The sequence below is a fragment of the Serratia montpellierensis genome (assembly GCF_020858655.1).
In the GTDB taxonomy this organism is placed as follows: Bacteria; Pseudomonadota; Gammaproteobacteria; order Enterobacterales; family Enterobacteriaceae; genus Serratia; species Serratia montpellierensis.
In genome coordinates this window covers 887,710-910,528 of the sequence record NZ_VOSN01000013.1, presented here as the reverse complement: position 1 = coordinate 910,528, position 22,819 = coordinate 887,710, and the positions used below count along the sequence as shown (strand labels likewise).

The window sequence follows — 22,819 nt, the reverse complement described above, 5'->3', positions numbered from 1 at the left end:
ACCCTGTCACACACTTGTCACACTAACCCCGCCATCATACGCAGGCAAACGCTAACACCTTAAAAATAATCATTTTCCGGGAGCCTCTGCGGATGAGAAAAAAAACGTTATTGCTGTGCCTGCCTTTGTTATTCACCGGGAACGCGCTGGCGGACGCCGGCGGTTATCAGCTGGAGCAGGTGCTGGTGATGAGCCGCCATAACCTGCGTGCGCCGCTGGCCAACAACGGCAGCGTGCTGGCGCAGTCCACGCCGAAGGCCTGGCCGGCCTGGGAAACGCCGGGCGGCCAGCTGACCACCAAGGGCGGGGTGCTGGAAGTGTATATGGGGCACTATTTCAACGCCTGGCTGAAGCAGACGGACCTGTTGCCGCAAGAGGGCTGCCCGACCGCCGGCAGCGTGTACGTCTATGCCAACAGCCTGCAGCGCACGGTGGCCACCGCGCAGTTCTTCAGCAACGGCGCGTTCCCTGGCTGCGACGTCAACGTGCATCATCAGGACAAGATGGGCGAGATGGATCCGACCTTCAACCCGATCATCACCGACACCGGCGAAGCCTTCAACCAGCAGGCGCTGGCGGCGATGAACGCCGCGCTGGGATCGCTGAAGCTGGACGCGGCTTACCAACAGCTGGCGAAGATCATCGATTACAAGGATTCCGCCGCCTGCAAGACCGACAAACACTGCGACCTGACCAAAGAAGCCAGCGTGATGAGCGCGGTGCCGGGCAAAGAGCCGGGCGTCTCCGGCCCGCTGCGGGTGGGTAACTCGCTGGTGGACGCCTTTATGCTGCAGTATTACGAAGGTTTCCCGATGAAAGAGGTGGCCTGGGGCAAAATCGCCACCCCGCACCAGTGGCAGCAGCTGGCGCAGCTGAAAGACGGCTATCAGGACTCGCTGTTCACCTCGCCGGTGGTGGCGCAGAACGTCGCCAAACCGCTGTTGACCTACATCAACAACGCGCTGCTCGGCGAGCGCAAACCGGACGCGCCGAAGCTGACGGTGCTGGTCGGCCACGATTCCAATATTGCCTCGCTGCTGTCGGCCATGCAGTTCCAGCCGTATCAGCTGCCGCAGCAATACGAGAAAACGCCGATCGGCGGCAAACTGGTGTTCCAGCGCTGGCGCGACGCGCAGAACGACCGTGAATTGCTGAAGATCGAGTACGTCTATCAGTCCACCGAACAGCTGCGCAAGGCGACGCCGCTGACGTTGCAAACCCCGCCGCAGCGGGTGACGCTGGCGCTGAAAGGCTGTCCGATCGACAAAGACGGTTTCTGCGCCTGGAGCGATTTCGAAAAGACCATGAAAGGCATCTTGTAATGCCCGCCCTCTCTCCCGCGCGCGGGGGAGAGGCCTCTCCCCATCCCGGCTAACGCGCCGCCGTGCCGGTCTTAACGCCATTTATTTTGCCCAGGGTCATTGTTGCAGGCCGTTTCGGGGGCTAACATCATCAGCCTGCCTGCTTATCATGGATATCGCCGTTGCCCACTTTTATCCGCAATATCGAATTTTTCACGCCCGACGGCTATCCGGGCCAGGTGGCGCGCTGCCAGTTTGCGCTGGCGGAGTATCGCGACGAGAATTTTCCCGAGGCGGGCTTTGCGCTGCCGGAGCATCTGGCGCGCGCGGTGCCGAAGCGTCGCGCGGAGTATCTGGCCGGGCGTGTTCTGGCGCGGCAGCTGTTGGAGCCGCTCGGTTTTGCCGATTTCACCCTGGCGCGTGGCGAAGATCGCGCGCCGCAGTGGCCGCCGGGCATCGCCGGGGCGCTGAGCCATAATTCGGATACCGCGCTGTGCGCCGTGCACCGCGAGAGCGGGCTGGGCGGCGTTGGGCTGGATGTGGAAACGCTGCTCTCCGACGTGCGGGCGGAGGAGCTGTGGGGGGCGATCGTTTCCCCGGCGGAGCGCGAGACGTTGCTGCGCGAGGCGCTGCCGTTCAATGAACTGCTGACGCTGACGTTTTCCGCCAAAGAGAGCCTGTTCAAGGCGCTTTATCCGCAGGTGCGCTGTTACTTCGATTTTCTCGATGCGCGCATGGTCGCCGTGGATACGCAGCGGCAGACGTTTGTATTAGCGCTGCTTAAGACCTTGACGCCAAATTGCTCCGCCGGCCGCCGGTTTAACGGGCGTTTTTGGCGTGAAGGTGACGACGTCACGACTTTTATTTTCTGTTAAAACACAATAATAACAGTGTGTTATTTCTTGCTGCGTCGTAACGCGGATTTGCCGCAGCGGGCGGAAAGATTCATTCATCGGAGATTGACCCACGATGGGGATCCGGTGTAATTTATCCTCCTTTTATAGCTAATGATAATTATTCGCATAAACATTATCATTGGTAAGGCGCAACAAAGGAGTGGTCTAGTGGCGACACTGACGACAGAAAACCAAACCTTCCCCGGGTTTGTGTACGCCGAACAATCGACCTTTTTGTACCGGTCCGAATTCCGTTCCCTCTCCGCCAGCGGCGTGTTCGAGCGTATCGAGACGCCGGCGTTCGGCGGCGAGCAGGAAGACAGCGCGCTGGCGCAGCATATCCGCCAGGCGCTGGCGCGCGCCAAAGCCGCCGGCCAGGAGACGCCGGTGGTGGTGGGTGCCATTCCGTTCGATACGCGCCGGCCTTCCAGCCTGTACGTGCCTGAAAACTGCCAGTTTGTCGCCAACGACAGCTTTACCCGCGCCGCGCGCCCGATGCTGCAACAGCCGCATCGCCTGGCCGCCTGCACCAGCATTCCGGACGAGCCGCGCTTCAAGCATGCGGTGGCGGAAGCGGTCAGCCGCTTTAAACAGGGCAAACTGGACAAGGCGGTGCTGTCGCGCATCCTCGACATCGAGCTGGAGCAGCCGGTGGCGGGCCACCAGATCCTCAATAACCTGATGGTGCAGAACCCGACCGGTTACCACTTTTCCCTGCCGCTGGCCGATGGCGGCGTGCTGATCGGCGCCAGCCCGGAGCTGCTGATCCGCAAGCAGGGCGGCGAGATCCACACCAACCCGCTGGCGGGTTCGGCACGCCGTCAGGACGATCCGCAGCAGGATCGCCTCGGCAGCGAACGCCTGATGCGCTCGACCAAAGACAAATACGAACACAAGCTGGTGATCGACGACATTCGCCGCCACCTGGCGCCGCTGTGCGCCAGCCTGAGCGTGCCCAGCGGCCCGTCGCTGCTCAGCACCGGCACTATGTGGCATTTGTCCACCCGCATTCGCGGCGAGCTGCTGAACCCGAATCTCAACGTGATGCAGCTGGCCTGCCTGCTGCATCCGACGCCGGCGCTGTGCGGCTTCCCGACCGAGAGTGCCCGCCAGCTGATCGCCGATCTGGAACCGCACGATCGCGGCCTGTTCAGCGGTATCGTCGGTTGGTGCGACGCCAACGGCGACGGCGAGTGGGCGATCGTCATCCGCAGCGGCCTGCTGCGCGGCAACCGGGTGCAGCTGTTCGCCGGCGCGGGTATCGTCGCCGCCTCGACGCCGCAGTCCGAGTGGATGGAAACCGCCGCCAAACTGGGTACCATGCTCAACGCTTTCGGCCTGAACAGCGGCGCGCTGTAGGGCCTCTTTGCGGCGCAGTGCGCGCCGCATCCTATCCTTTTCGCAGGAGATAACGATGAACAACAACATGACCCGGCTGTGCGCCCGGATGGCGGTGTGCGCATGAGCATTCAGATGGATTTCACCGGCAAACGCGTGTGGGTGACCGGCGCGGCGCGCGGCATCGGCGAGCAGATCGCCCGGCATTTTTTGACGCAGGGCGCCGAGGTGGTGGGGTTTGATCGCGAGTTCGCCAATCCGGATCTGCCTTACCCTTGCGTGACGCTGGACATCAGCCGGCCGGAGCAGGTGGAGGCGGTGTGCCGCCAACAGCTGGCGGAGAACCCGCGACTGGACGTGTTGGTCAACGCCGCCGGCATTCTGCGCATGGGCAATACCGAAGATCTGAGCGTGGATGACTGGCATCAGTGCATCAACGTCAACGCCTCGGGGGCGTTTTACCTGTTCCGCGCCGTGCTGCCGCACTTCAAGGCGCAGCGCAGCGGGGCGATCGTCAGCATCGGCTCCAACGCCGCGCATGTACCGCGCGCGCAGATGGCGGCCTACTGCGCCTCCAAGGCGGCGCTGACCAGCCTGAACCACTGCGTGGGGCTGGAAATGGCGCCGTTCGGCGTGCGCTGCAATCTGGTGTCGCCGGGCTCGACCGACACGCCGATGCAGCGCGGCATGTGGCAGACCGACGATGCGCAGCAACGCACCATCGCCGGCTTCCCCGAGATGTTCAAGCTGGGGATCCCGCTGGGCAAAATCGCCCGTCCGGACGAGATCGCCAACGCGGTGTTGTTCCTGGCCTCCGACCTGGCCAGCCACATCACCATGCAGGACATCGTGATCGACGGCGGCGCGACGCTGGCCGCCTGAGTCAGACCCGCTGGCGGCGCAGCAGGTGCTGCGCGCCTTCCGCCGCCAGCAGCAGCACCGCCAGCCAGATCGCCAGATAGGTTGGCCATTCGCTTTGGCTGATGCTCTCGCCGAGCAGCAGCGCGACGATCACCAGCAGCACCGGCTCCACATAGCTCAGCAGGCCGAACAGGCTGAACGGCAGCAGGCGGCTGGCGAGGATGTAACACACCAGCGCCACGGCGCTGATGACGCCGAGCAGCGGAATGCGCCAATACAGCTCGGCATTGATCGACAGCGCCGCCGCGCCGCCGTCGCCGAAGGCGAACCAGGCCGCCGCCGGCAGCATCAGCGCCAGCTCGCACCACAGCCCGCCGAGATTGTCGGTGCCGAAACGCCGCCGCAAAATAAAGTAGAGCGGATAGCCCAGCGCCACCACCAGCGTCGGCCACGAGACGCCGCCCGCCTGATACAGCTCATTGCCTACCCCCACCATGGCGCACGCCACCGCCAGCGTTTGCAGCAGCGACAGCCGATCGCGGTAGATCAAACGGCCCGCCAGCACCATGGTCAGCGGCAGCAGAAAATAGCCGAGCGATACGTCGAGCGCCTTGCCGTGCAGTGGCGCCCACAGGAACAGCCACAGCTGCACCCCCAGCAGCGCCGAGGTGAGCAGGAGGCCCAGCAGGCGCTGCGGCCGTTGGCCGATCCAGGCCAGCGTGTCGCCCACTTTGCGCCAATCGCCGGACAGCGCCATGAACAGCGTCAGGAACGGCAGCGTCAGCAGCGTGCGCCAGCCGTAGACCTGCTCGCCGTTCAGCGGGGTGAGGGTAGAGGTGAAGTAATACATCGCGCCGAACAAGATGGAGGCGACGACCGAAAGAGTAATGCCCTTAATCACACGCATTCCTGGTGAGTGATTGATTTTATGGCGGCTACTGTAGAGAAATTTGCCGCCAACGACAATGGCGTTGCCGGGTGCTGGACAATCGGCGGCGGCGGGTTACAATGACCACTGTGTATTCATACAGGTTATGGCGATGACAATCGATCTTTTTGAAGACGCGCTGCCGCCGCCGTGGCGCGAAGAGATCGCCCCCGGCGCGGTGGTGATGCACGGTTTTGCGCGCGATCACGGGCCGGAGCTGCTGGCGGCGGTGCAGGGCGTCGTGGCCCAGGTGCCGTGGCAGCATTTGACCACGCCCGGTGGGCACGTGATGTCGGTGGCGATGAGCTGGTGCGGCAACGGCTGGACCAGCGACAGCCGCGGCTACCGTTACTCGGAACGCGACGCGCGCAGCGGCAAACGCTGGCCGCCGATCCCGCCTATCCTGATGGCGCTGGCGGACGAAGCCGCGCAGCAGGCGGGCTTCGGCCCCTTCGTGCCGGACTCTTGCCTGATGAACCGTTACGATCCGGGCAGCAAGCTGTCGCTGCATCAGGATAAAGACGAACACGACTTCGGTGCGCCGATCGTCTCGGTGTCGCTCGGGCTGCCGGCGGTATTTCAGTTCGGCGGGCTGCAACGCAGCGACCGGGCGCGGCGCATCCCATTGGCGCACGGCGACGTGGTGGTGTGGGGCGGCCCATCGCGGCTCTGTTTTCACGGCATCCTGCCGGTCAAAGAAGGCTACCACTCGCTGGTGGGGCCGCACCGCATCAACATCACGCTACGCAAGGCGCTTTAGCTGCGGCTCCTGCGCCAGGCAGGCGACGAGATAGTCGATAAACACCCGCAGTTTGGGCGGCAGATACTGGTTAGGCGCGTAAAGTAACCACAGGCCACCGTGATAGCTGCTGAGGAAATCCCATTCCGGCAACACCTGCACGATCTCGCCGTCGTCGAGCGCCTGGCGGGCGGTAAAATACGGCAGGCTGCCGATGCCGATATGCTGTTTCACCGCGTCCAGCCGCACGCCGGTGTGGTTGGCGGCGTAGCGGCCGCGCACGTTGACCGTCACCGTTTTGCCGCTGCGGCGGAACTTCCATTGCGCGTCGCTCGGCGTTTCTCCCAGATAGATGCAGCTGTGCGCCGCCAGATCGTGCGGGTGCTGCGGTGTGCCGTGCTGCGCCAGGTAGTGCGGCGTGGCGCACAGCAGATGGTCTATTCTCATCAACTGGCGGCCGATCAACCCGGGCGACGGGCGATCGGTAATGCGCAGCGCCAGATCGACCCGATCGTCGATCAAATCCATGTAGCGATCTTCCAGCCGCAGCCTCACGTCCACCTTCGGGTAGCGGCGCAGGAACTCCGGCATGTGCGGATGCAGCACGAAGCGGCCCACCGCCTTGGGCACGCTGACGCTGACCAGCCCTTCGGGCTCCGCGGCGCGGCGCCCGCCGATCGCCATGACCGCGTCGGCCGCCGCCAGCAGGGTGCGGCAGTGCGCAAACGCCTCTTCGCCGCTTTCGCTCAGCCGCAGTTTGCGGGTGGTGCGGTGCAGCAGCTGCAGCGCCAGCGCCTGTTCGAGCTTCGCCACGCTGCGGCTGACGGCAGAAGGCGAAGCGCCCAGCTTGCGGGCGGCGGCGGAAAAGCTGCCGCTCTCTACCACCTGAACGAACACGGCCATTTCGGGCAGCAGCGCGTAAGAAAGATTTGTGCTCATGACGCAAAGGTCCATTGTGATGGCGGCGGATTATGCTCCGATTATGACATGAATATAATGGCTCTTCGAACCGAGGAGAAAATGATGACCGAACGACGTTATTACTACAGCGACGATTTACAGGGCCAGGCACAGGTGCTGAGCTGCGCGCCGGCCGAGGCGGGCGCTTACGCCGTGGAGCTGGACGCCACGCTGTTTCATCCACAGGGCGGCGGCCAGCCGTCCGACGTAGGGGTGTTAGGCGGCGTCGCCGTGCTGCGGGTGCAACAGCAGGGGGATTCCGTGGTGCATTTTACCGCCGCGCCGCTGCCGATCGGGCCGGTCACGATGCAAATCGATGAAGCGCAGCGTCGGCTGCATGCCCGCTGGCACTCCGGCGGGCATCTGATCGGCTGGCTGGGCGAAACCCGGGGGTGGCGGCCGGTCAAGGCGCATCATTGGCCGGGGGAAGGGCGCGTCACTTTCGCGCCGGGACCGGATGCGCAGACGATAGAAGCGGACTTTTTGCAGGCGGAGCTGGCGCGCTTGATAGCCGCCGATTTACCGCGCCGCCAGCAGGCGGTGGACGGTATGCGCCAGGTCGGTTTCGGCGAGCTGCCCGCTTACGGCTGCGGCGGCACCCATGTGGCCACGCTGGGCGAGGTGGGCGCGATCGTTATCACCGGCCTAAAAATGAAGAAAGGGCAGCTGAGCGTGCAGTATGAGCTGGGTTGAATAAGGGGGAGCGGCTTAACGCCCGGCCTGTCGCAGCTGGGTGCAGAATGCGCATTGGCATCCCGCTACCGGCACTGCCGCGCAGCTGCCGATGTTCACCGGCTGGGCGTCCATGGCGTGAAAGCCGTAAAACAGATTTTCGATGTTTTGTTCCGCCGCGCGCGCCTGTTCCGGGCGCGGTTCGGGCACTTTCGACTGAAACGCCGCGGCCTTGCCGGCCAACAGGCTGAGAAACAGCAGCGACAGCTGGATTTTCATCGTCGTCTTCCTTACGTTAACTCATGATACATTATAACAGAATGAGTGCGCTGCCAAGCGTCACCTAGAAAGCTTATCGGGTGATGAAAAGGAAGGCGCAGGATCGTGACTGGGGCTCTCCCCATCTTCATCTCCTTGACGCGACGGCGGCCATGGGCGGCCGCCGTCAACATTACCGCATGCCGCCCTCTGACCGGTTTGAAAGGCCAGGGGGCTAAGCTTGGTGGTCAAGGGAGCGCAAACGCCATGACGTAATCGCCGGTTTCTGATGAATGCGCCGCGCCGCCGACCACAATGACGATGTATTGCTTGCCGGTTTTAGGTGAAACGTAACTCATCGGCGTCGCGCTTGCGCCGACCGGCAGCGCATATTTCCAGACCTCCTTGCCGGTGCTGCTGTTGTAGGCTCGCAGATAGTAGTCCTGGAAGCCGGCGAAGAAGACCAGGCCGCCGGACGTCGTCATGGTGCCCGCGTAGGTGGGCATGCCAACCGGCATCGGCAGGTGCGATCTGATGCCCAACGGCCCCATTTTTTCGGCGGTGCCGGCAGGGATCTGCCAGGCTATTTTTTTGTTTTTGTAATCGACGGCGGTGATCGTGCCGTAAGGTGGTTGGTTGCAAGGCACGTCGAGCGGCGACATCCACATCAACGTGATCATGCCGTATGGCGTGCCGATCATGGGCGAAGGCCCATGGCCATCAATCACCGTTTGCGGATACCGTTTCGCGACGCGCTCATAGTTGTCTCGTGCCACTAACCAGAAGACATTCGGGATCCGCACATCGTTCATGTAAGCCATATGGTTCACGGGATCAATCGATAGGCTCCCCCAGTTGAGGCCGCCTAAATTGCCGGGCTGTTCGAGCGTGGGGCGCGTACCGATCGGCGTCATGTCGCCTTGATAGTTCAGCTTTTTGAACAGGATCCGGCATGCCATTTGGTCAAACAGGGTGGTTCCCCACATTTTGGCTTCGGTCAGGCGCTCGGCGCCGATGGTCGGCATGCCGACGGAAAATGGTTGGGTGGGCGAGAGCTTTTCTTCCACCGCTGCGCCCTGGGTCGGTACGGCTTTTTCTTCAACCTGCGCCAGCGGTTTGCCTGTCTCACGGTTCAGGTAAAAAATTTGCCCGCGTTTGGTGGCGAGCAAGAGGGCGGGCACCGGGTTGTGTTGCTCATCGAAACCGTCCACCAGGGCGGGTTGGGAGGCAAGGTCATAATCCCAGATGTCGTGGTGCGTGGTTTGGAACTTCCAGCGTTCGCGGCCGGTTTCAATATCAATGGCGACCAGGGAAGAGTTGTAGTCGTCCGAGTTTTTAGGGCGATTCATGCCGTAATAGTCGGGCGTGGCATTGCCCAGCGGCGCATACAGCAGGCCTAATTGGTCATCATAGGCGGCGGTAGTCCACATATTAGGCGTGCCGCGGGTATAGGTGCTTCCGGCCGGCGGGGCTTTGGTGATGCCCGGGTTGCCTAAATCCCACGCCCAGTCCAGCTCGCCGGTTTTGGCGTCAAAGGCCCTGATAACGCCAGAGGGTTCACCGGTCATCACATTATCGATGACCCAACCGCCGACGATAATTTTCCCTCTGGCAATAATGGGCGCTGAGGTTTGGAAGTAATAACCTGGTTTGACCTCCCCCATATGCTGGCCAAGGTTTACCTCGCCGTTTTGACCGAACGCGGGGCATTTCTGGCCCGTTTTGGCATCCAGCGCAATGATGCGGGCATCGATCGTGGTGTGAATGATCGCTTTTTCGCACAGAGAGCCTGGTGCGACATCATCATTCTTGTAGTAACCCAGACCGCGGCAGCGTTGCCAAACGGGGGAAGTGGAATGCGAGTCAAATGCCCAGCGCGCTTTGCCCGTATCGGCATCGAGGGCGGTGATAAGACCGTTGGGGGTGCAGTTATACACCAAATCATCAATCGCGAGCGGGGTGTTTTGATCCACGCCCGGCCTGAAATCGCCGGTTCGATAAACCCAGGCGAGTTTCAGGTCTTTGATGGTTGAGCGGTTCACCTGATTGAACGGCGCGTAGCGCGTTCCTTCCGTCGTGCGGCCATAGGCGCTCCAATCGGCAGGGGCATTATCGCTTTTGCTCTCGATAAAGGTTGCGTTGCCAGAAGGTGTAATTTCGCCATGGGGAAAGAAGGCGCCGATAAAGAAAACCACAAACGCCAAGGATAATACCGTACCTGCAATGTAAGCCCTTTTTATACTCTTGGCGCTGTGCAGGTATGCGGGGAGTAAAAACGCGGCAATGATAGCGAGGCCAGCGGGAACCAGCAGGCGGGGGAACAATGCCCAGTAGTTAAGTCCTGATTCCCAAAGCGCCCACAGTGCCGTCATGAGAAACAATAGGCCGGTTAAGTAATAAGCACATTTGCTGCGCTTGAGCACCAGTAGCGCGGCAGCGATATAGCCTATCCCGGCAAGGGCATAGTAAAACGATCCTCCGAGGGCGATAAGCCAAATGCCGCCCACGGCTAACGCCACGCCAGAAAAAACCAGCAAGCAGAAGAACGTGATGACTGAGGCTCTCTTGCCAAACGATGTTTTAATCATATGTTTTCCTTTGACTTTTAAATCCGATGAGGATCGCTGTCCATCGTTACCCAAGCGCGAAATTGTCGGCCTGAAAGGCATGCCTTTCTCCGCCTTGAGACTTGCCATTCTTTAACGCTTTAAGGGCATGGGGTTGCCGTTTTAATTTCCATTTCATAGGGTGGGGGGCGGGATCGGTTACCCAATCAAGATAAAAGCCTTGTATTGAGTAATGACAGAGCGTGCGTGATATAAGATATTCATCACCGCTTCATTAAATATTGGGTTGTAACAGTCTCTTCTCGTTATAGTTTTAGCATGAAAAAGAATCTAAATACTCTCTTTCGGTGATGTGTGCGATTAATGAGGGCGCCGCTCCAGGCTAATTATTTAGAGTGATAACATGATTCGGAGTTATTTTTTAAATAACAGGGTTTCACACCCCTTGGGGTCAGGGTTAACGTCATTCTTTATCAAGTCGGTGTCGATAAAAACGGCGAAAAAAATGGTTCAACGCCATTCTTTCTCCATCGACATAGACTATATACCCTTTTCCGCGATCGCCGACGGTGACCTTTTCCACATTAACGTCTGGGTAATGTTTTTTTAAGTTTTTTGACCATACTTGAATGCTCATGGTTCCATTTTCCTGACAGATTTCATTCACGTTTAAGGCATGTTGATAGCACCCGTAGAAATAAATCTCATGGAAATAAAATATCGTCACTATCTGGGGATGTCTACCGGAGGGCGGGTGGGATAAAGAGAAAATCGGCAGGTATGACCAGATAAGGGGGTTTAAATAAACCAAATAAAAACAAATAGTTAAAAGAATAATCGCACAAAAAGCAAATTATCATAACTCATTGATATGTAAGGTATTGGTACGTTAATCATATTGATGCGGCCGATCAGTGGCTAAGCGACTCTCCTCTCGGCGGCTCTGCCGACGCCACCCGGACTCGATTTCTCTGGAATCATTATGGGGTTTTCCAATTGGATAAATCTCAAAGTAGATGTTTTATGGGTGAGTGGATAATGAGTGACTTTGATCGCTGAGCTATCATGGATGCTTATTGATTAATAGAAGTTATTTCCTTCTTCAATAAATAGTAATGCCGATGTGTGCATGGCTCTCATTCTGGTGCTTACGCCTCATTTCTCTCTCTTCTTGATCGGGAACACGATAGGGATGTAGGTTTTCATCTCTACTCTGTTGTCACCTTTTGGCGTGACTATTTCGATGAGAAAGCGGTCGACCATACCCACTTTATTGATAGGGAAGGATTTGGTGTAAATGCTTTGTGTGAATTTTTGTGCCTCATCGCTTGCGCCATCAAAACTGAATTCTGCAAACAGTTGCATGTCTTTTTTTCCCTGCGCATCATCGGCCAGCGAGGCAAGAACAGTGCTAATGTCAGCGTCTTCAGAAACATAGATTGTCTTTAAATATATGCTAACGTGGTTCTCTTTCTTGACGCTGGCTTTAAAATTGAAAAAATTAATTATGCCGCCTTCTGTTTTTTGCATGCCACCAATTGCCGCCAACCGTAGCGCCGAGGCAGCAGGGTGGAAGTGATAGATCTCGGCATCAACACAATCACCTGATTCGTCAAAAAATTTTGGCAGGCGTACATAGCGATGTTCGGGTATGCCATCGAGAAACAGTAAGGGGATGGAAGAGGACACGTCCCACGATTTACTCTTGCGATACTGCATCGGCGACGTTCTGAACTGCTTGCGAAATGCTCGACCAAATGATTGGTATGACTGGAATTTTAGCTCTTTGACGATATGGGAAATGGAGAGGCTCGTCGCTTTCAACATAAATGCGGCGCGAGTGAGTTTTCTGCCTCTCACATAGCTGCCGAAAGTCATTCCTGTTTCATCTTTAAATGCTTTCTGGATATGCCCACGCGAATATCCGCTTTTTTCTGAAAGCATCTCAATAGTGAGCTTCTCATTGAACCCACTTTCCTCGACCCAGGCGAGCAGCTCCTCAATGACTTTTGTTATAAACATGCAGGAGCTCCCTTTTAGTTATCTGCCTAATGGTTGCGTCAGGTAAAATAACGCACTATCGATAGTCAACGATAATGACCTGATTGATCCGATCTTTTAGGCAATATCCTGAGTATAGAACGCGCGCCATATTAACGTGGTGAATTAAAAAAAATGTATTCAAAAGTGTCATTTGAAAAATAACAGCGCCAGGCGCGCGGCCGTAACATGATGTGATGATCTTCTTTGTGTTTAATTTATTGATTTTTATTTGATTTGTTGAAATTTTCAACAGGGGATGCAAAGCGGGGAGGTGCGCAATTTTTACTCATTGATAGATAAAAACTTTATATGCCTTCCAATTTATTGACAGTAACATCTTTTCGAATCGAAATAATTAACTATTCTATGTTTAAGGGTGGATGGTTAAGGTGCAAATACACGGATGATTGCACAATAAAAGAATGGCTAATCCAAATGGTGTATCCAGGCTAATGACATTCAGGGAGGCGTATGGGGACTTCATTTTCGCAAAAAATAGAGAGCTATTTACCCTCTGACCGGAGGCTTTATTTTTGAGGACAAATAAACGCTGAGAGTGTTTCTGTTCGCCAGTGCTTTATCAGCGTTTTTCCACACGGCTTTTCTGTGAGTCTCATCTTGTGCGAGAGGTGAATCGACACCCTTTACCCTGAAAAGGGGTTTGTACAGTTTGGTGCTTTAATGGGTATGTGAATGCTATTTTCAATATAAAGCAAGTTGAACGGCTTTTTATATGAAGAGAGAAGTGCATTCAATAATAAAGATAGCAAGATGACAGGCTTTACTATGGATTGTTCTAACGAGTTCAGACGCAATATTTTAGATGAGATAATCTGTATCATTGAAAAGGCTATTGATACCCAAAGTAATGTTTCAATAAGAGCGTTATCCATCAAGTCAGGGTATTCCATCGGACATTTACAGCGGATGTTCTATCTGTATCAAGGGATGAAGATAGGGACCTATATCAGAAAGCGAAGGCTGAGTCGTTCGACGTTGCTGTTGAAACGTACGGATATGAAGATTTATGAAATTGCTTTACTGTCTGGATTCAGTTCTCAGCAATCATTTAGCCGTGCTTTTTCAAATCAATTTGGCTGCCCTCCGAGAACATTTAGAACCCTGAGCCATTGGCCTTTTTTAAATTATCAACCGATTATTGGCTTCGACAAAGCGCCTTTTCCCAGCAGCATGGTATACCTGAATTTGCATGAGTATTATGAGAAAAAAAGGCGGGTGCAACTGCTTTCCCCGGTAATGAGTCGGGGACAAATAAAGATAATCGCTAAGAGTCCACTGAGTTGTGGACTGTACAATTCATCGGCAAAATACATGGCGATCAGGCGCAATGAAGAAAAGATGGATGAAAGCGAGTTTATCCTGTCAGTTTATGAAGGGATTTTGGCTTCACAGGATATTGCCATTGTTGAAAATGTGATGTTTAAAATCCATGATCCTGCTCCAGGAGAAAAGGAAGACATCAGCATGTGGTATTTTATTCCGATTAAATAACCCTTTCTCATTGGCCTTATCAGAGGTGAAAGCACGCCTGTGGCTTTTCTATGTGATTGATAAATATTTAGTTTAACGACAACCGCAGGCTCTCTTTCATAAGCGAATGGAAGGAACCCGGTTCGTCGGCTGGCAAGAAAGAAAAAAAACCGACCGCGAGGGCCGGTAAGCATGGGGTATTCAATAGGTATGACAGAACTACATTTGGAATAATAACGCATGTTTGCTTTTCTTCTTTACCGAAAAGTGTTTTCTACCATCACGTATAGGTAAAAATGCGGATGCCTTATCTTGCGATAAGGCGGTGGGGGCATGTCACATGGTGGCGCCATCAAGTAAAAGATTCAGCGTACGACATCCGGAGGCTGACACGGTATAAAACCGGGTATTTTTCGCCGTTGTTGATACAGATGATGAAATTAAAAAAAAAGCCGGCTTGGGCGCCGGCGAATGAAACATCAATAATCTCTCTGGGACGCACGCCTATGCACAGAAGAATAAAGGCATGCAGTGGGTATATAACCCTAACGGTTCCAAAGCTTCTTACCAAAAAGTGATATTTTGGGTGGCGTGCGCGGGGGATAAAAAAGCCGATCGTGAAGATCGGCGAATGCGAAAATAACAGGGTAACGTTAATTGAAAGTGCACATAAAATGATAGCGAGTTAATCCTAGCACTGACGGCGGCTGTATATTTTACCTAAAAATGTGTTCGCGGAGATCTCCCTGGTCGGATATCGCCTTTTGCTTCAGGCTGGCAGTCAACGGCTATTCTGCTCGTGCCAAAATCCGGCAGGCGTTACCGGGTCATCATGGCGTGAATGCCATGCTTTGCCGACGAAACGGCGGGAAACGCAGTGAGCTTTTCTTTTTTATGATACTTACGCGCTGCAACATTTTTTCACCTGATTAACGTTTGGACATATCTCTTGGTGATATGTTGACGAATAATTCAAATTACAAAAATTGCCTCACTAAACGAATATTTAGATACTCGCTGTACGGCCTGGCCAGTGCTGACATGTTTTTAAATTCTGAGCATACAGAAAGATGCCTCGGTAGGTATCGCCACGCACTCTGGACAGGACACCGCCACCATGGGCTCTTTTTTTAAGCAGGTCTATCGCTATTCCCACGCGCGCCCTTATCGGCATAACGAAAATCTCTGGCCCTACGTGAAAATTGCGCGCGGCGAAGGCGGTGAAATCGCCGCCTTATGGTACAAGCACCGGCCGGTGCCGATCGTCCCGCTGAGTGAACTGCGCAACAGCTGCCGGGGTGAGGTGCTGTTGACGGCCTCCGGCCCGTCGGTGAAGACGCTGCGCTTCGAAAATATTCCCGCCATGCCCGCCATCGGGGTTAACGGCACCTATTTTCTTCACCATCAGGTTAATTTTCGCTTCTATGTCATCGTGGACATGGGCTTTATCGATAGCCGGCCCGAGATTGTGCACGATGTCATTCAACGACCTGACCTGACGCTGTTCACCACCGTGCATGGCGTGGCGCGGATCCTTGACCGATTTGGCCAGGCGGCGGTCGGCTGCCGTTTGGCGATCGTCGAAGACGCGTCCTGCAAGATTTACCGCCCCCGGATTGACAGCGGCGCGCTGTGGGATCATTACTGCCGGGAAAACGGCGTGGTCTTTGCCGCCATGTGCCGCACGCTCGGCTTCAGCCAGGATATCCGCTGCGGCATTTTCGATGCCGGTACCGTGGTCTACTGGGCGCTGCAAATCATCGCCTATCTCGGCTTCAAGCAGCTGTTTATCGCCGGGCTGGACATGAACAACTTCCACCAGCCGCGTTTTTACGAGACCGAGCAGGATCGCTTGCCCACGTTCCTGGCGGACAAGGTGGAGTCGCTGGTGATCCCCGCTTTTCGACACGCCGGCGCGATCATGAAAAAGCAGCAGATCGCGATAAAAAACTTCTCCCTGCACAGCGCTATCGGCAGCGATATCTTCGAGAAGGTGGACGGCAATGTTTACTTTCAGCAAGCCTGAGCGGTGTTATCGCTTCGGCAGCGCGCTGTTTTTAGCCTTCGCGTTTTTCAGCGCGATCTTTTGCGGGCAGACCCGCGTCAACAACCTGTTTCATCTGGCGGCGCTGCTGTGGCTGGCCGCCGTGTTCACCTGGCCGCCGCTGCGGCGGCAGTTGCTGAGCAACCGCAAGGCGCTGTGGGGCGCCGGATTGGCACTGATATTTTTGCTTTATTATTCCCTCAGCGCACTGTGGGGCGAGACGCCTGGCGATCTGCCGTCGGCCCTGACCCACAGCGCCTATATCCTGCTCTATCTCGCCTGGCTGGTGACGCTGCTCGACGGTGAGCGGCGTCACCAGCTGCAGTGGGCGATGCTGAGCGGTATGACGGCGCTGTGCCTGTATCTGACGCTGGTCGACACCCCATCGATTTATCATCTGCGGGAGACCACCGCCCGCAACCCGGGGCCGAGCAACGTGGTCGATCTGGCCGGTTACGCCGCCCTCGCCATTTTGTTGAGCCTGATGATTTTCCGCGATACCGGGCAAAAAGTGGCGCTGTGCTTTATCCCGCCGCTGCTGGCGTTCATGGTGCTGACGCAAAGCCGCGGCCCGCTGATCGCGCTGGCGCTTGCGGTGGTGGTGGCGATGCCTTATCGACAGCGACCGAGACGGTGGCTGTGGATCTTGCTCCCAGCCGTGCTGACTGTGTTTTTCGCCGTCGTTTACAGCGCAGTCGGCGAGATGTTGCTCACCCGCTTTGGCGAGCTGTATCAACAGAGCTTTGTTCGCATCAGCATCTGGCAGCATAGCCTGGCGTTGATTGAGCAGGCACCTTTCTTCGGCTACGGTTTTGATAAGCAGCTTAACTTTCTCAATTACACCGGCGAGCTGAACCACACTACGCACAGCCTGTACCTTGGCGCGTTGCTGAAGGGCGGTTGCGTGGGTTTCCTGCTGTTGCTCGCGCTGCTGGGATACGGGGCGTGGCTCGCCCTGGCGCACTGGCGCGCAGGGCGGCGTTGGGAAGCGGCCATGTTTCTGTTTATGCTGGTGTTCTACAGTTCGCAGGGCATGTTTGTGATCGCCAATCCGGCGGAGTTTTGGTACCTGTTTTGGCTGCCGCTGGCGATGCTGCTGTCGCAGCCTAAGCGGTTGCCGATCAGGGGTGTACGGGCGGTAACGCCGCCAGGGTCTTCTCCAGCACCTGTTCCGCCGCGATGAGGCTGAGCGGTTGGCGGCGCTGGGCCGTATCCAGCGCGGCGCTGTCAACCGGCACATGCATCACCTGATGCCGCTCGCTGTCCTGATAGGGGCCGGTATGCCGCGGGTTAGCGGTGACGAACAGGCTGACGGTGGCGGTTTTCAACGCCACGGCAAGGTGGAGCGGGCCGGTATCGCCGGTCACCAGCACCTGTAGATTGGCGATGGTCGCCAGCAGTTGCGGTAACGTGGTCGCGCCGATATGGCTTACCACCCGCTGTTGCTGTTCCTCACTCAAACCCGCCATAAATTCCCGCTCGAGGCTGCGCTCCGCCTTGCTGCCAATCAACTCGATCTGGCAGTCGGGGGAGTGCGCCAGCAGCCGTTGCGCCAGTTGAACAAAGCGTTCGACCGGCCAACGACGCAGCGTTTCGGAGGCGCCCATCTGAAAGCCGATCGGGATCTTGCCCGTCGGTTTCGCCAGTGCGGGAAAAGCGACCGGGATGAACATATCAGGATTGTCGGTACGGCATCCCAATTGCCCCACCATATCCAGCTTGCGCTGAATCAAATGGCCGCCGGTGCTGCGGCTGACGCCGGTCAGCCAGCGCTCCATGCCGCTCGGTTTGTTGCCATAAATGTCTTTGAACAGGTATTGGCAGCCGGCGGTGATGGCGACCAGCACGTCATAAGGCGCCTTCGAGTGCAGGATGACCGCCAGCTGCGGCCGGTTTTTTCGCAGGCGCCGGATAACGCCCAACATGTCTTTAGCCTTGTGATCCCAGTAAATTACGTCATGAAAGCAGGGGCTGCCTTCGACCAGCTGCCGGTTTTTGTGGCTGGAGACCAACGTGATTTGCGCGCCGGGATAGCGCTCACACAGTGCGCGGATGGCGGGCGTATTGAACATCAGATCGCCGAGGGCGCTGGTGGAGAAAATCACGATGCGTTCAAAGGATTGCTGCGGATCGAAGCTCGCTGCGGGCAGGAAATTGCCCGCGATGCGGGTATAGAGACGCAAACCGGCGTTGGCCGCCGCTATTTTCCACTGTTTAGACATTGCCGTTCGCTTCCGCTTGAGTTCGGTGGCCACCGTCTGGCGCCGCGTCGTATCATACAAGCGCGGCCACGGCGGGCCAATGGCCCGCAACAGATTGCGACAGATGCTAACGTTATGCTTGCAATTGCCTACGGGCGCCGCGCTTACTCCTCCCAGACCTGCGTGCTGCGCGGGCTGTCCATCTGATAATCCGAATAGGGGCGAGTGAAGAACTCGCGCCCCAGCGCGCGGGCGGCCTGCAGCGGATTGCGCGGATCGCGGGCGATCTCGCCGCGCTGGTTGCCGGCGCCGTGCACCACGCCGACGAAGGCGGAATGGGTGTAGCGGCTGAACTCCTGGAGCTGATGCACGATGCCCAGCGCCGCGCCGGGGTAGGTTTCTTCCGACGCCACCGCCAGCCCGATGCGCTTGCCGCTCATGCGCTGGTGCACCTGTTCCGCCTGAGGGTAGGCGTTGGAATAGAAGCTGAACGAGCGATCGAAAAAGGCCTTGGTTTGCGCCGACATGCCGTACCAGTAAATTGGCGTGCAAAATACCGCGCCGTCGGCCGGCAGCAAGTGCTCCAGGAACAGCTCGGCGTAGCGATCGCCCGGCGGCGGCGTATGGCGTTCATCGCTCAGAAAACCGCTCAGGTAATCATCGAGAAAGTGCAGGCTGGCGGACGTGCCGGCTTCGGCGGCGCCCGCCAGGATCGCCTGCGCCAGCGTGGCGCTGTTGCCGTCGCGGCGCGGGCTGCCGACCAGCACCACCAGACGTTTGGATTGATGAGTTGTATTCATGTCATGTTCCTTGGTGTGAAGTGGATTCAGTCCTACTCTAGAAACAAGCACCGGCAGGCGACAAATGACGGCTTTTCTGCCAGGATGAACTCAACTCATCTCAAGAGGTTTCGCCATGTTCGCCACGCTGCCCGTCAACGCACTGCGCACCTTTGAATCCGCCGCTCGCCTGCGCAGTTTCAAGCTGGCGGCGGCCGAACTGGCGGTGACGCCGACGGCGATTTCGCACCAGATCAAAGCGCTGGAGCAACAGTTGGGGTTTGCGCTGTTCGAGCGGGTGCCGCGCGGCGTGCGGCTGACACCGAAGGGAGAAACGCTGTTCGCCGGGGTGCACGGCGCGCTGCTGGACGTCGCCGCCACGCTCGAGGGTCTGCGGCCACAGCCCAGCACCGGATCGCTGTGCGTCTCGGTCACGCACTCTTTCGCGGCGCTGTGGCTGGTGCCGCGCCTGGGGCGTTTCTACCAGGCGTACCCGCACTATCTGGTGCGCCTGGAGGCCTGCGCCGAGGTGATCGATCTGCAGCAGGACGCCAGCGTGGACGTGGCGGTGCGCTACAGCCGCGCGCATTATCCCGCGTTGCATCAGACGGCGCGCCTGGAGGAAAGCTTTGGCGTTTACGCCGCGCCGGGGCTGGCCGCCGCTCCGCCGGAAAATCCGGTTCTGATCACCGTCAAGTGGGGGGATTCGGCGCTGTACGACAGTGGCTGGCATGACTGGTGCCGAGCCGCGGGCGTAGACTGGTGGCAGCGTCATGCGGCGATGCGCAGCTATCATGAGGAGCATTACGCCCTGCAGGCGGCGGTGGCCGGGCAGGGGCTGGTGCTCGCCAGTTCGGTGATGGTGTCCGATATGGTGGACAACGGTCTGTTGGTGGCGTATCGGCCGGAGGTGCGCGTACCGGGCGCCGCGTACAGCGTGCTGTGCGCGCCGGGGCGCGAACGGCATCCGCCGGTCAGGGCATTCCTCGCCTGGCTGCAGCAGGAACTGCCGCAGGGCAATGGCACGAAATAAAAGTTTTATCGTCCTAAGCTGTGGGAATATCAGCGAACTTTTGTTTTTACTTCACTGCGAGAACCTATCATGAGCCAGCCAAGAACCTCCGATTACCCGATTGATGCGCAATTTATCGAACGCTGGTCGCCGCGCGCGATGGCCAACGACGCCATCGACGATCAAACGCTGCTGAGCTTTTTTGAAGCGGCGCGCTGGTCGCCATCGGCCTACAACATTCAGCCGTGGCGCTTTGTCTACAGCAAGCACGGTTCCGACAGCTGGGAGAACTACCTGGAATTCCTGATCGACTTCAACCGCGGCTGGGCGCAGCACGCCTCGGCGCTGGTGGTGATCGTCTCCAAAACCACCAGCCTGAACGGCGAGCGGCTGGTGGACAACCCGACCCACGCGTTCGACACCGGCGCTGCCTGGGCCAGCCTGGCGCATCAGGCGCACCTGAAAGGCTGGTTGACCCACTGCATGAGTGGCATTCACCACGACAAGATCAAAGCGGCGCTGCAGCTGCCGGACGACTATGCGGTGCACGCCATGGTGGCGATCGGCAAGCCGGGCGACAAAGCCCGCCTGCCGGATTTCCTGCAGGAAAAAGAGGCGCCGTCGGGCCGCCTGCCGCTGGGCAAGACCGTCAGCGAAGGGCTGAATTTCACGCTGTGATTGCCCGCTTTCCCTCAGGCCCGCTTGGCGGGCCTTTTTTATGCGGCGAGTAAAACTTAGGGAGTATGTTCTCGTTCGTTCATTCGCTGTATATTTTGTTATATAGCGATTGCGTGATGAGGAGGAAACCGTGGGGGATCATTTTGGCAAAGGGCTGTTGGCGGGGTTAAAGGCGGAGAACCTGAAGCCGGAGGCGGAGCTGTCGCGCTTTTGCTCCGACTACAAGCGTGGCTTTGTGCTCGGCTATGCGCACCATTTGGCGCAGCGCTGCGGCGACGAGAACCGGGCGGCGTTCGAGGCCGGGCAGCTGAGCCGCGCCTATGGCCTTGGCAGTGAGCCGATGAGCGAGTTCTTTTCCGGCGGCGATAGCCGGCTGGCGGAGAAGTTTTTCCGCGCCGGCTATAACCGACCGGCGCAGGGCTAGCGCGGGCGGGGCGTCAGGCGGCGCTCAGCACCGCCACCATATACACGCACGGTTGGTCGCTCTGGTTTTCAAAGCGGCAGTCCGCCGGTGGGCCGAGCTCCAGACAGTCTCCCTCGGCCATCTCATGGCGCGCCTCACCCTCAAGAAAGACCAGCTCACCGGATAACACCCAGATCAGCTGGCGCTTGAAGGCATACACCGAAGCCGGCATCGGGATCGTCGCGCCGGCCGGCAGTTCGATACGCACCAGATCGAGCGGCAGATCGGTGCGCGGCGAAACGTGGCGCCGCACGTAGCCGCTCTCCGGATCGACCCAGACCGGTTGATCTTCCCGGCGCAGCAGCCGGCCTTCCTGCGTTTCCGCCCGGGCGATCAGCTTGGACATGCTGAGACCGAACGCTCCCGCCAGCCTGCCCAGCAGCATCGCCGTCGGGCTGCTCTCGCCGCGCTCGATTTTGTGCACCATCGCCCGTGAAACGCCCGCCCGTTCGGCCAGATCGGACAGCGACCAGTGGCGCGCCTCGCGTTCAATGCGAATGCGTGCGCCGATCAGCTGATTTAGATTGTCTAATTTAATATTCATATCGTAGTATTATAGTGGACAATTGGCCGGGGTAAACCATGATTATACGAAATGCGACGCTCAACGATAGCGCGGCGATTGCCGCTATCTATAACGACGCGGTGTTGAACAGCACCGCCATCTGGAATGAACAAACCGTGGATGCGGCCAATCGCGCGGCGTGGATCGGCGAACGGCAGGCGGCGGGCTACCCGGTGCTGGTGGCGGTGAACGGCGTGGACGAGGCGATCGGCTACGCGTCGTTCGGCGACTGGCGCGCCTGGGACGGCTATCGCCATACCGTAGAACACTCGGTGTATGTCCATCAGGCGCATCGCGGCGCCGGGATTGGCAAGGCGCTGTTGATCGCCTTGATTGCACGGGCGCGGGAGATCGGCAAGCATGTGATGGTGGCCGGCATCGAATCCGGCAATCAGGCCTCCATTCAGCTGCACCTGGCGCTCGGGTTCCGCGAGGTGGGGCGCATGGAGCAGGTGGGCGCCAAATTTGGCCAATGGCTGGATCTGACTTTCCTCCAGCTGACGCTCGACGAGCAGGCGGCGCCGCCGGCGCGCTGATCCCGGGAGACAGGGCGATGAATATGCTATTGCTGCTGATCGCGGCGGGAATGGGGCTGGTGGTGCAGAATCTGCTGATGGTGCGCATTACCGAAAGCGTCTCGACCATCCTTATCACGCTGGTGATCAACTCCAGCGTCGGTTTGCTGCTGCTGGTGGGGTTGCTGCTGGCCAAAAACGGCCTCGGCGCGGTGGCGGAAGTGACCGGCGCCGCCAGGTGGTGGATGCTGTTGCCGGGGCTGCTGGGATCGCTGTTCGTGTTCGCCGGTATCCTTGGCTACCAAAAACTGGGGGCGGCGGCCACCATCTCGATCCTGATCGCCAGCCAGCTGTGCATGGGGCTGCTGGTGGACGTCTACCGCGCCGGTCCGGCGGCGCTGCGCGAGAATCTGCCGGCGCTGTTCGGCGCCCTGCTGCTGGTGGCGGGCGCCTATCTGGTGGCGAAAAGGAGTTTTTGACGGCGGCTGACATGCAAAAAGCCCGCTCG

At 58.1% G+C, this 22,819-nt stretch carries 23 protein-coding genes; 14 read left to right on the top strand and 9 right to left on the bottom strand.

Annotated elements, in window-relative coordinates; all coding sequences use genetic code 11:
- Window positions 1-92: 92 nt before the first annotated feature.
- The 4 genes from agp (at window position 93) to dhbA (ending at window position 4,417) form a co-directional block, all read left to right on the top strand.
- Window positions 93-1,322, top strand: coding sequence for a bifunctional glucose-1-phosphatase/inositol phosphatase (gene agp / locus FUU19_RS16090; protein WP_230490745.1), 1,230 nt, complete (start codon window positions 93-95; stop codon window positions 1,320-1,322).
- Window positions 1,323-1,483: 161 nt separating this feature from the next.
- Window positions 1,484-2,176, top strand: a complete 693-nt coding sequence (locus FUU19_RS16085; protein ID WP_230490746.1) for a 4'-phosphopantetheinyl transferase family protein — start codon at window positions 1,484-1,486, stop codon at window positions 2,174-2,176.
- 189 nt (window positions 2,177-2,365) lie between these two features.
- A complete protein-coding gene (locus FUU19_RS16080; protein WP_230490747.1) occupies window positions 2,366-3,556 on the top strand; it encodes an isochorismate synthase in 1,191 nt (396 codons plus the stop codon).
- Window positions 3,557-3,658: 102 nt separating this feature from the next.
- Window positions 3,659-4,417, top strand: coding sequence for a 2,3-dihydro-2,3-dihydroxybenzoate dehydrogenase (dhbA, locus tag FUU19_RS16075; protein ID WP_039565253.1), 759 nt, complete (start codon window positions 3,659-3,661; stop codon window positions 4,415-4,417).
- A gap of 1 nt (window position 4,418) precedes the next feature.
- On the opposite strand, the gene rarD is transcribed toward dhbA, so the two are convergent.
- A complete protein-coding gene (gene rarD / locus FUU19_RS16070) occupies window positions 4,419-5,297 on the bottom strand; it encodes an EamA family transporter RarD (RefSeq protein WP_141967841.1) in 879 nt (292 codons plus the stop codon).
- Between the two features lie 139 nt (window positions 5,298-5,436).
- Here rarD and alkB point away from each other — a divergent pair, with 139 nt between their 5' ends.
- The gene (gene alkB / locus FUU19_RS16065; protein ID WP_202669789.1) at window positions 5,437-6,084 is read left to right on the top strand and encodes a DNA oxidative demethylase AlkB; all 648 of its coding nucleotides are present in this window, start codon (window positions 5,437-5,439) and stop codon (window positions 6,082-6,084) included.
- Here alkB and FUU19_RS16060 read toward each other — a convergent pair.
- On the bottom strand, window positions 6,067-7,002 hold the full coding sequence (locus tag FUU19_RS16060; protein WP_230490748.1) for a LysR family transcriptional regulator: 936 nt from the start codon (window positions 7,000-7,002) through the stop codon (window positions 6,067-6,069). The two genes, alkB and FUU19_RS16060, sit on opposite strands and share 18 nt — an antisense overlap.
- 84 nt (window positions 7,003-7,086) lie before the next feature.
- Between FUU19_RS16060 and FUU19_RS16055 the strand changes: the two genes are divergently transcribed.
- Window positions 7,087-7,716, top strand: coding sequence for an alanyl-tRNA editing protein (locus FUU19_RS16055; RefSeq protein ID WP_230490749.1), 630 nt, complete (start codon window positions 7,087-7,089; stop codon window positions 7,714-7,716).
- Window positions 7,717-7,731: 15 nt separating this feature from the next.
- On the opposite strand, the gene FUU19_RS16050 is transcribed toward FUU19_RS16055, so the two are convergent.
- The 4 genes from FUU19_RS16050 to FUU19_RS16035 all read right to left on the bottom strand — a co-directional run bounded on the left by FUU19_RS16050 (window position 7,732) and on the right by FUU19_RS16035 (window position 12,542).
- Window positions 7,732-7,974: a hypothetical protein gene (locus tag FUU19_RS16050; protein WP_025303447.1), complete on the bottom strand. Its 243-nt coding sequence runs from the start codon at window positions 7,972-7,974 to the stop codon at window positions 7,732-7,734.
- Window positions 7,975-8,201: 227 nt separating this feature from the next.
- On the bottom strand, window positions 8,202-10,541 hold the full coding sequence (locus FUU19_RS16045; RefSeq protein WP_230490750.1) for a membrane-bound PQQ-dependent dehydrogenase, glucose/quinate/shikimate family: 2,340 nt from the start codon (window positions 10,539-10,541) through the stop codon (window positions 8,202-8,204).
- 442 nt (window positions 10,542-10,983) lie between these two features.
- Complete coding sequence (locus FUU19_RS16040) at window positions 10,984-11,157, bottom strand: hypothetical protein (protein ID WP_185742278.1); 174 nt, start codon at window positions 11,155-11,157, stop codon at window positions 10,984-10,986.
- A 518-nt stretch (window positions 11,158-11,675) separates the two neighbouring features.
- On the bottom strand, window positions 11,676-12,542 hold the full coding sequence (locus FUU19_RS16035) for a helix-turn-helix domain-containing protein (RefSeq protein ID WP_230490751.1): 867 nt from the start codon (window positions 12,540-12,542) through the stop codon (window positions 11,676-11,678).
- A gap of 792 nt (window positions 12,543-13,334) precedes the next feature.
- Between FUU19_RS16035 and FUU19_RS16030 the strand changes: the two genes are divergently transcribed.
- From FUU19_RS16030 to FUU19_RS16020, 3 genes are all read left to right on the top strand, one after another.
- Complete coding sequence (locus tag FUU19_RS16030) at window positions 13,335-14,075, top strand: helix-turn-helix domain-containing protein (protein ID WP_230490752.1); 741 nt, start codon at window positions 13,335-13,337, stop codon at window positions 14,073-14,075.
- A 1,096-nt stretch (window positions 14,076-15,171) separates the two neighbouring features.
- The gene (locus FUU19_RS16025) at window positions 15,172-16,080 is read left to right on the top strand and encodes a sugar glycosyltransferase (RefSeq protein WP_230490753.1); all 909 of its coding nucleotides are present in this window, start codon (window positions 15,172-15,174) and stop codon (window positions 16,078-16,080) included.
- Window positions 16,058-17,281 carry an O-antigen ligase family protein gene (locus tag FUU19_RS16020; protein ID WP_230490754.1) on the top strand — a complete coding sequence of 408 codons (1,224 nt, stop codon included), beginning with the start codon at window positions 16,058-16,060 and terminating at the stop codon, window positions 17,279-17,281. Before FUU19_RS16025 ends, FUU19_RS16020 begins: the two co-directional genes overlap by 23 nt.
- On the opposite strand, the gene FUU19_RS16015 is transcribed toward FUU19_RS16020, so the two are convergent.
- Both FUU19_RS16015 and FUU19_RS16010 read right to left on the bottom strand, forming a co-directional pair.
- A complete protein-coding gene (locus FUU19_RS16015; RefSeq protein WP_230490755.1) occupies window positions 17,220-18,320 on the bottom strand; it encodes a glycosyltransferase family 9 protein in 1,101 nt (366 codons plus the stop codon). The two genes, FUU19_RS16020 and FUU19_RS16015, sit on opposite strands and share 62 nt — an antisense overlap.
- A gap of 143 nt (window positions 18,321-18,463) precedes the next feature.
- A complete protein-coding gene (locus FUU19_RS16010) occupies window positions 18,464-19,099 on the bottom strand; it encodes a flavodoxin family protein (RefSeq protein WP_230490756.1) in 636 nt (211 codons plus the stop codon).
- A gap of 115 nt (window positions 19,100-19,214) precedes the next feature.
- On the opposite strand from FUU19_RS16010, the gene FUU19_RS16005 reads away from it, so the two are divergent.
- From FUU19_RS16005 to FUU19_RS15995, 3 genes are all read left to right on the top strand, one after another.
- The gene (locus FUU19_RS16005) at window positions 19,215-20,111 is read left to right on the top strand and encodes a LysR substrate-binding domain-containing protein (protein ID WP_230507208.1); all 897 of its coding nucleotides are present in this window, start codon (window positions 19,215-19,217) and stop codon (window positions 20,109-20,111) included.
- A 69-nt stretch (window positions 20,112-20,180) separates the two neighbouring features.
- On the top strand, window positions 20,181-20,768 hold the full coding sequence (locus FUU19_RS16000) for a nitroreductase family protein (protein WP_230490758.1): 588 nt from the start codon (window positions 20,181-20,183) through the stop codon (window positions 20,766-20,768).
- 130 nt (window positions 20,769-20,898) lie between these two features.
- The gene (locus FUU19_RS15995; protein ID WP_025303414.1) at window positions 20,899-21,192 is read left to right on the top strand and encodes a DUF2623 family protein; all 294 of its coding nucleotides are present in this window, start codon (window positions 20,899-20,901) and stop codon (window positions 21,190-21,192) included.
- A gap of 13 nt (window positions 21,193-21,205) precedes the next feature.
- Here FUU19_RS15995 and FUU19_RS15990 read toward each other — a convergent pair whose 3' ends face one another.
- On the bottom strand, window positions 21,206-21,775 hold the full coding sequence (locus FUU19_RS15990; protein ID WP_141967859.1) for a helix-turn-helix domain-containing protein: 570 nt from the start codon (window positions 21,773-21,775) through the stop codon (window positions 21,206-21,208).
- A 38-nt stretch (window positions 21,776-21,813) separates the two neighbouring features.
- Between FUU19_RS15990 and FUU19_RS15985 the strand changes: the two genes are divergently transcribed.
- Complete coding sequence (locus FUU19_RS15985) at window positions 21,814-22,332, top strand: GNAT family N-acetyltransferase (protein ID WP_197833460.1); 519 nt, start codon at window positions 21,814-21,816, stop codon at window positions 22,330-22,332.
- Between the two features lie 17 nt (window positions 22,333-22,349).
- Window positions 22,350-22,790: a DMT family transporter gene (locus FUU19_RS15980; protein ID WP_047025382.1), complete on the top strand. Its 441-nt coding sequence runs from the start codon at window positions 22,350-22,352 to the stop codon at window positions 22,788-22,790.
- Window positions 22,791-22,819 lie beyond the last annotated feature (29 nt).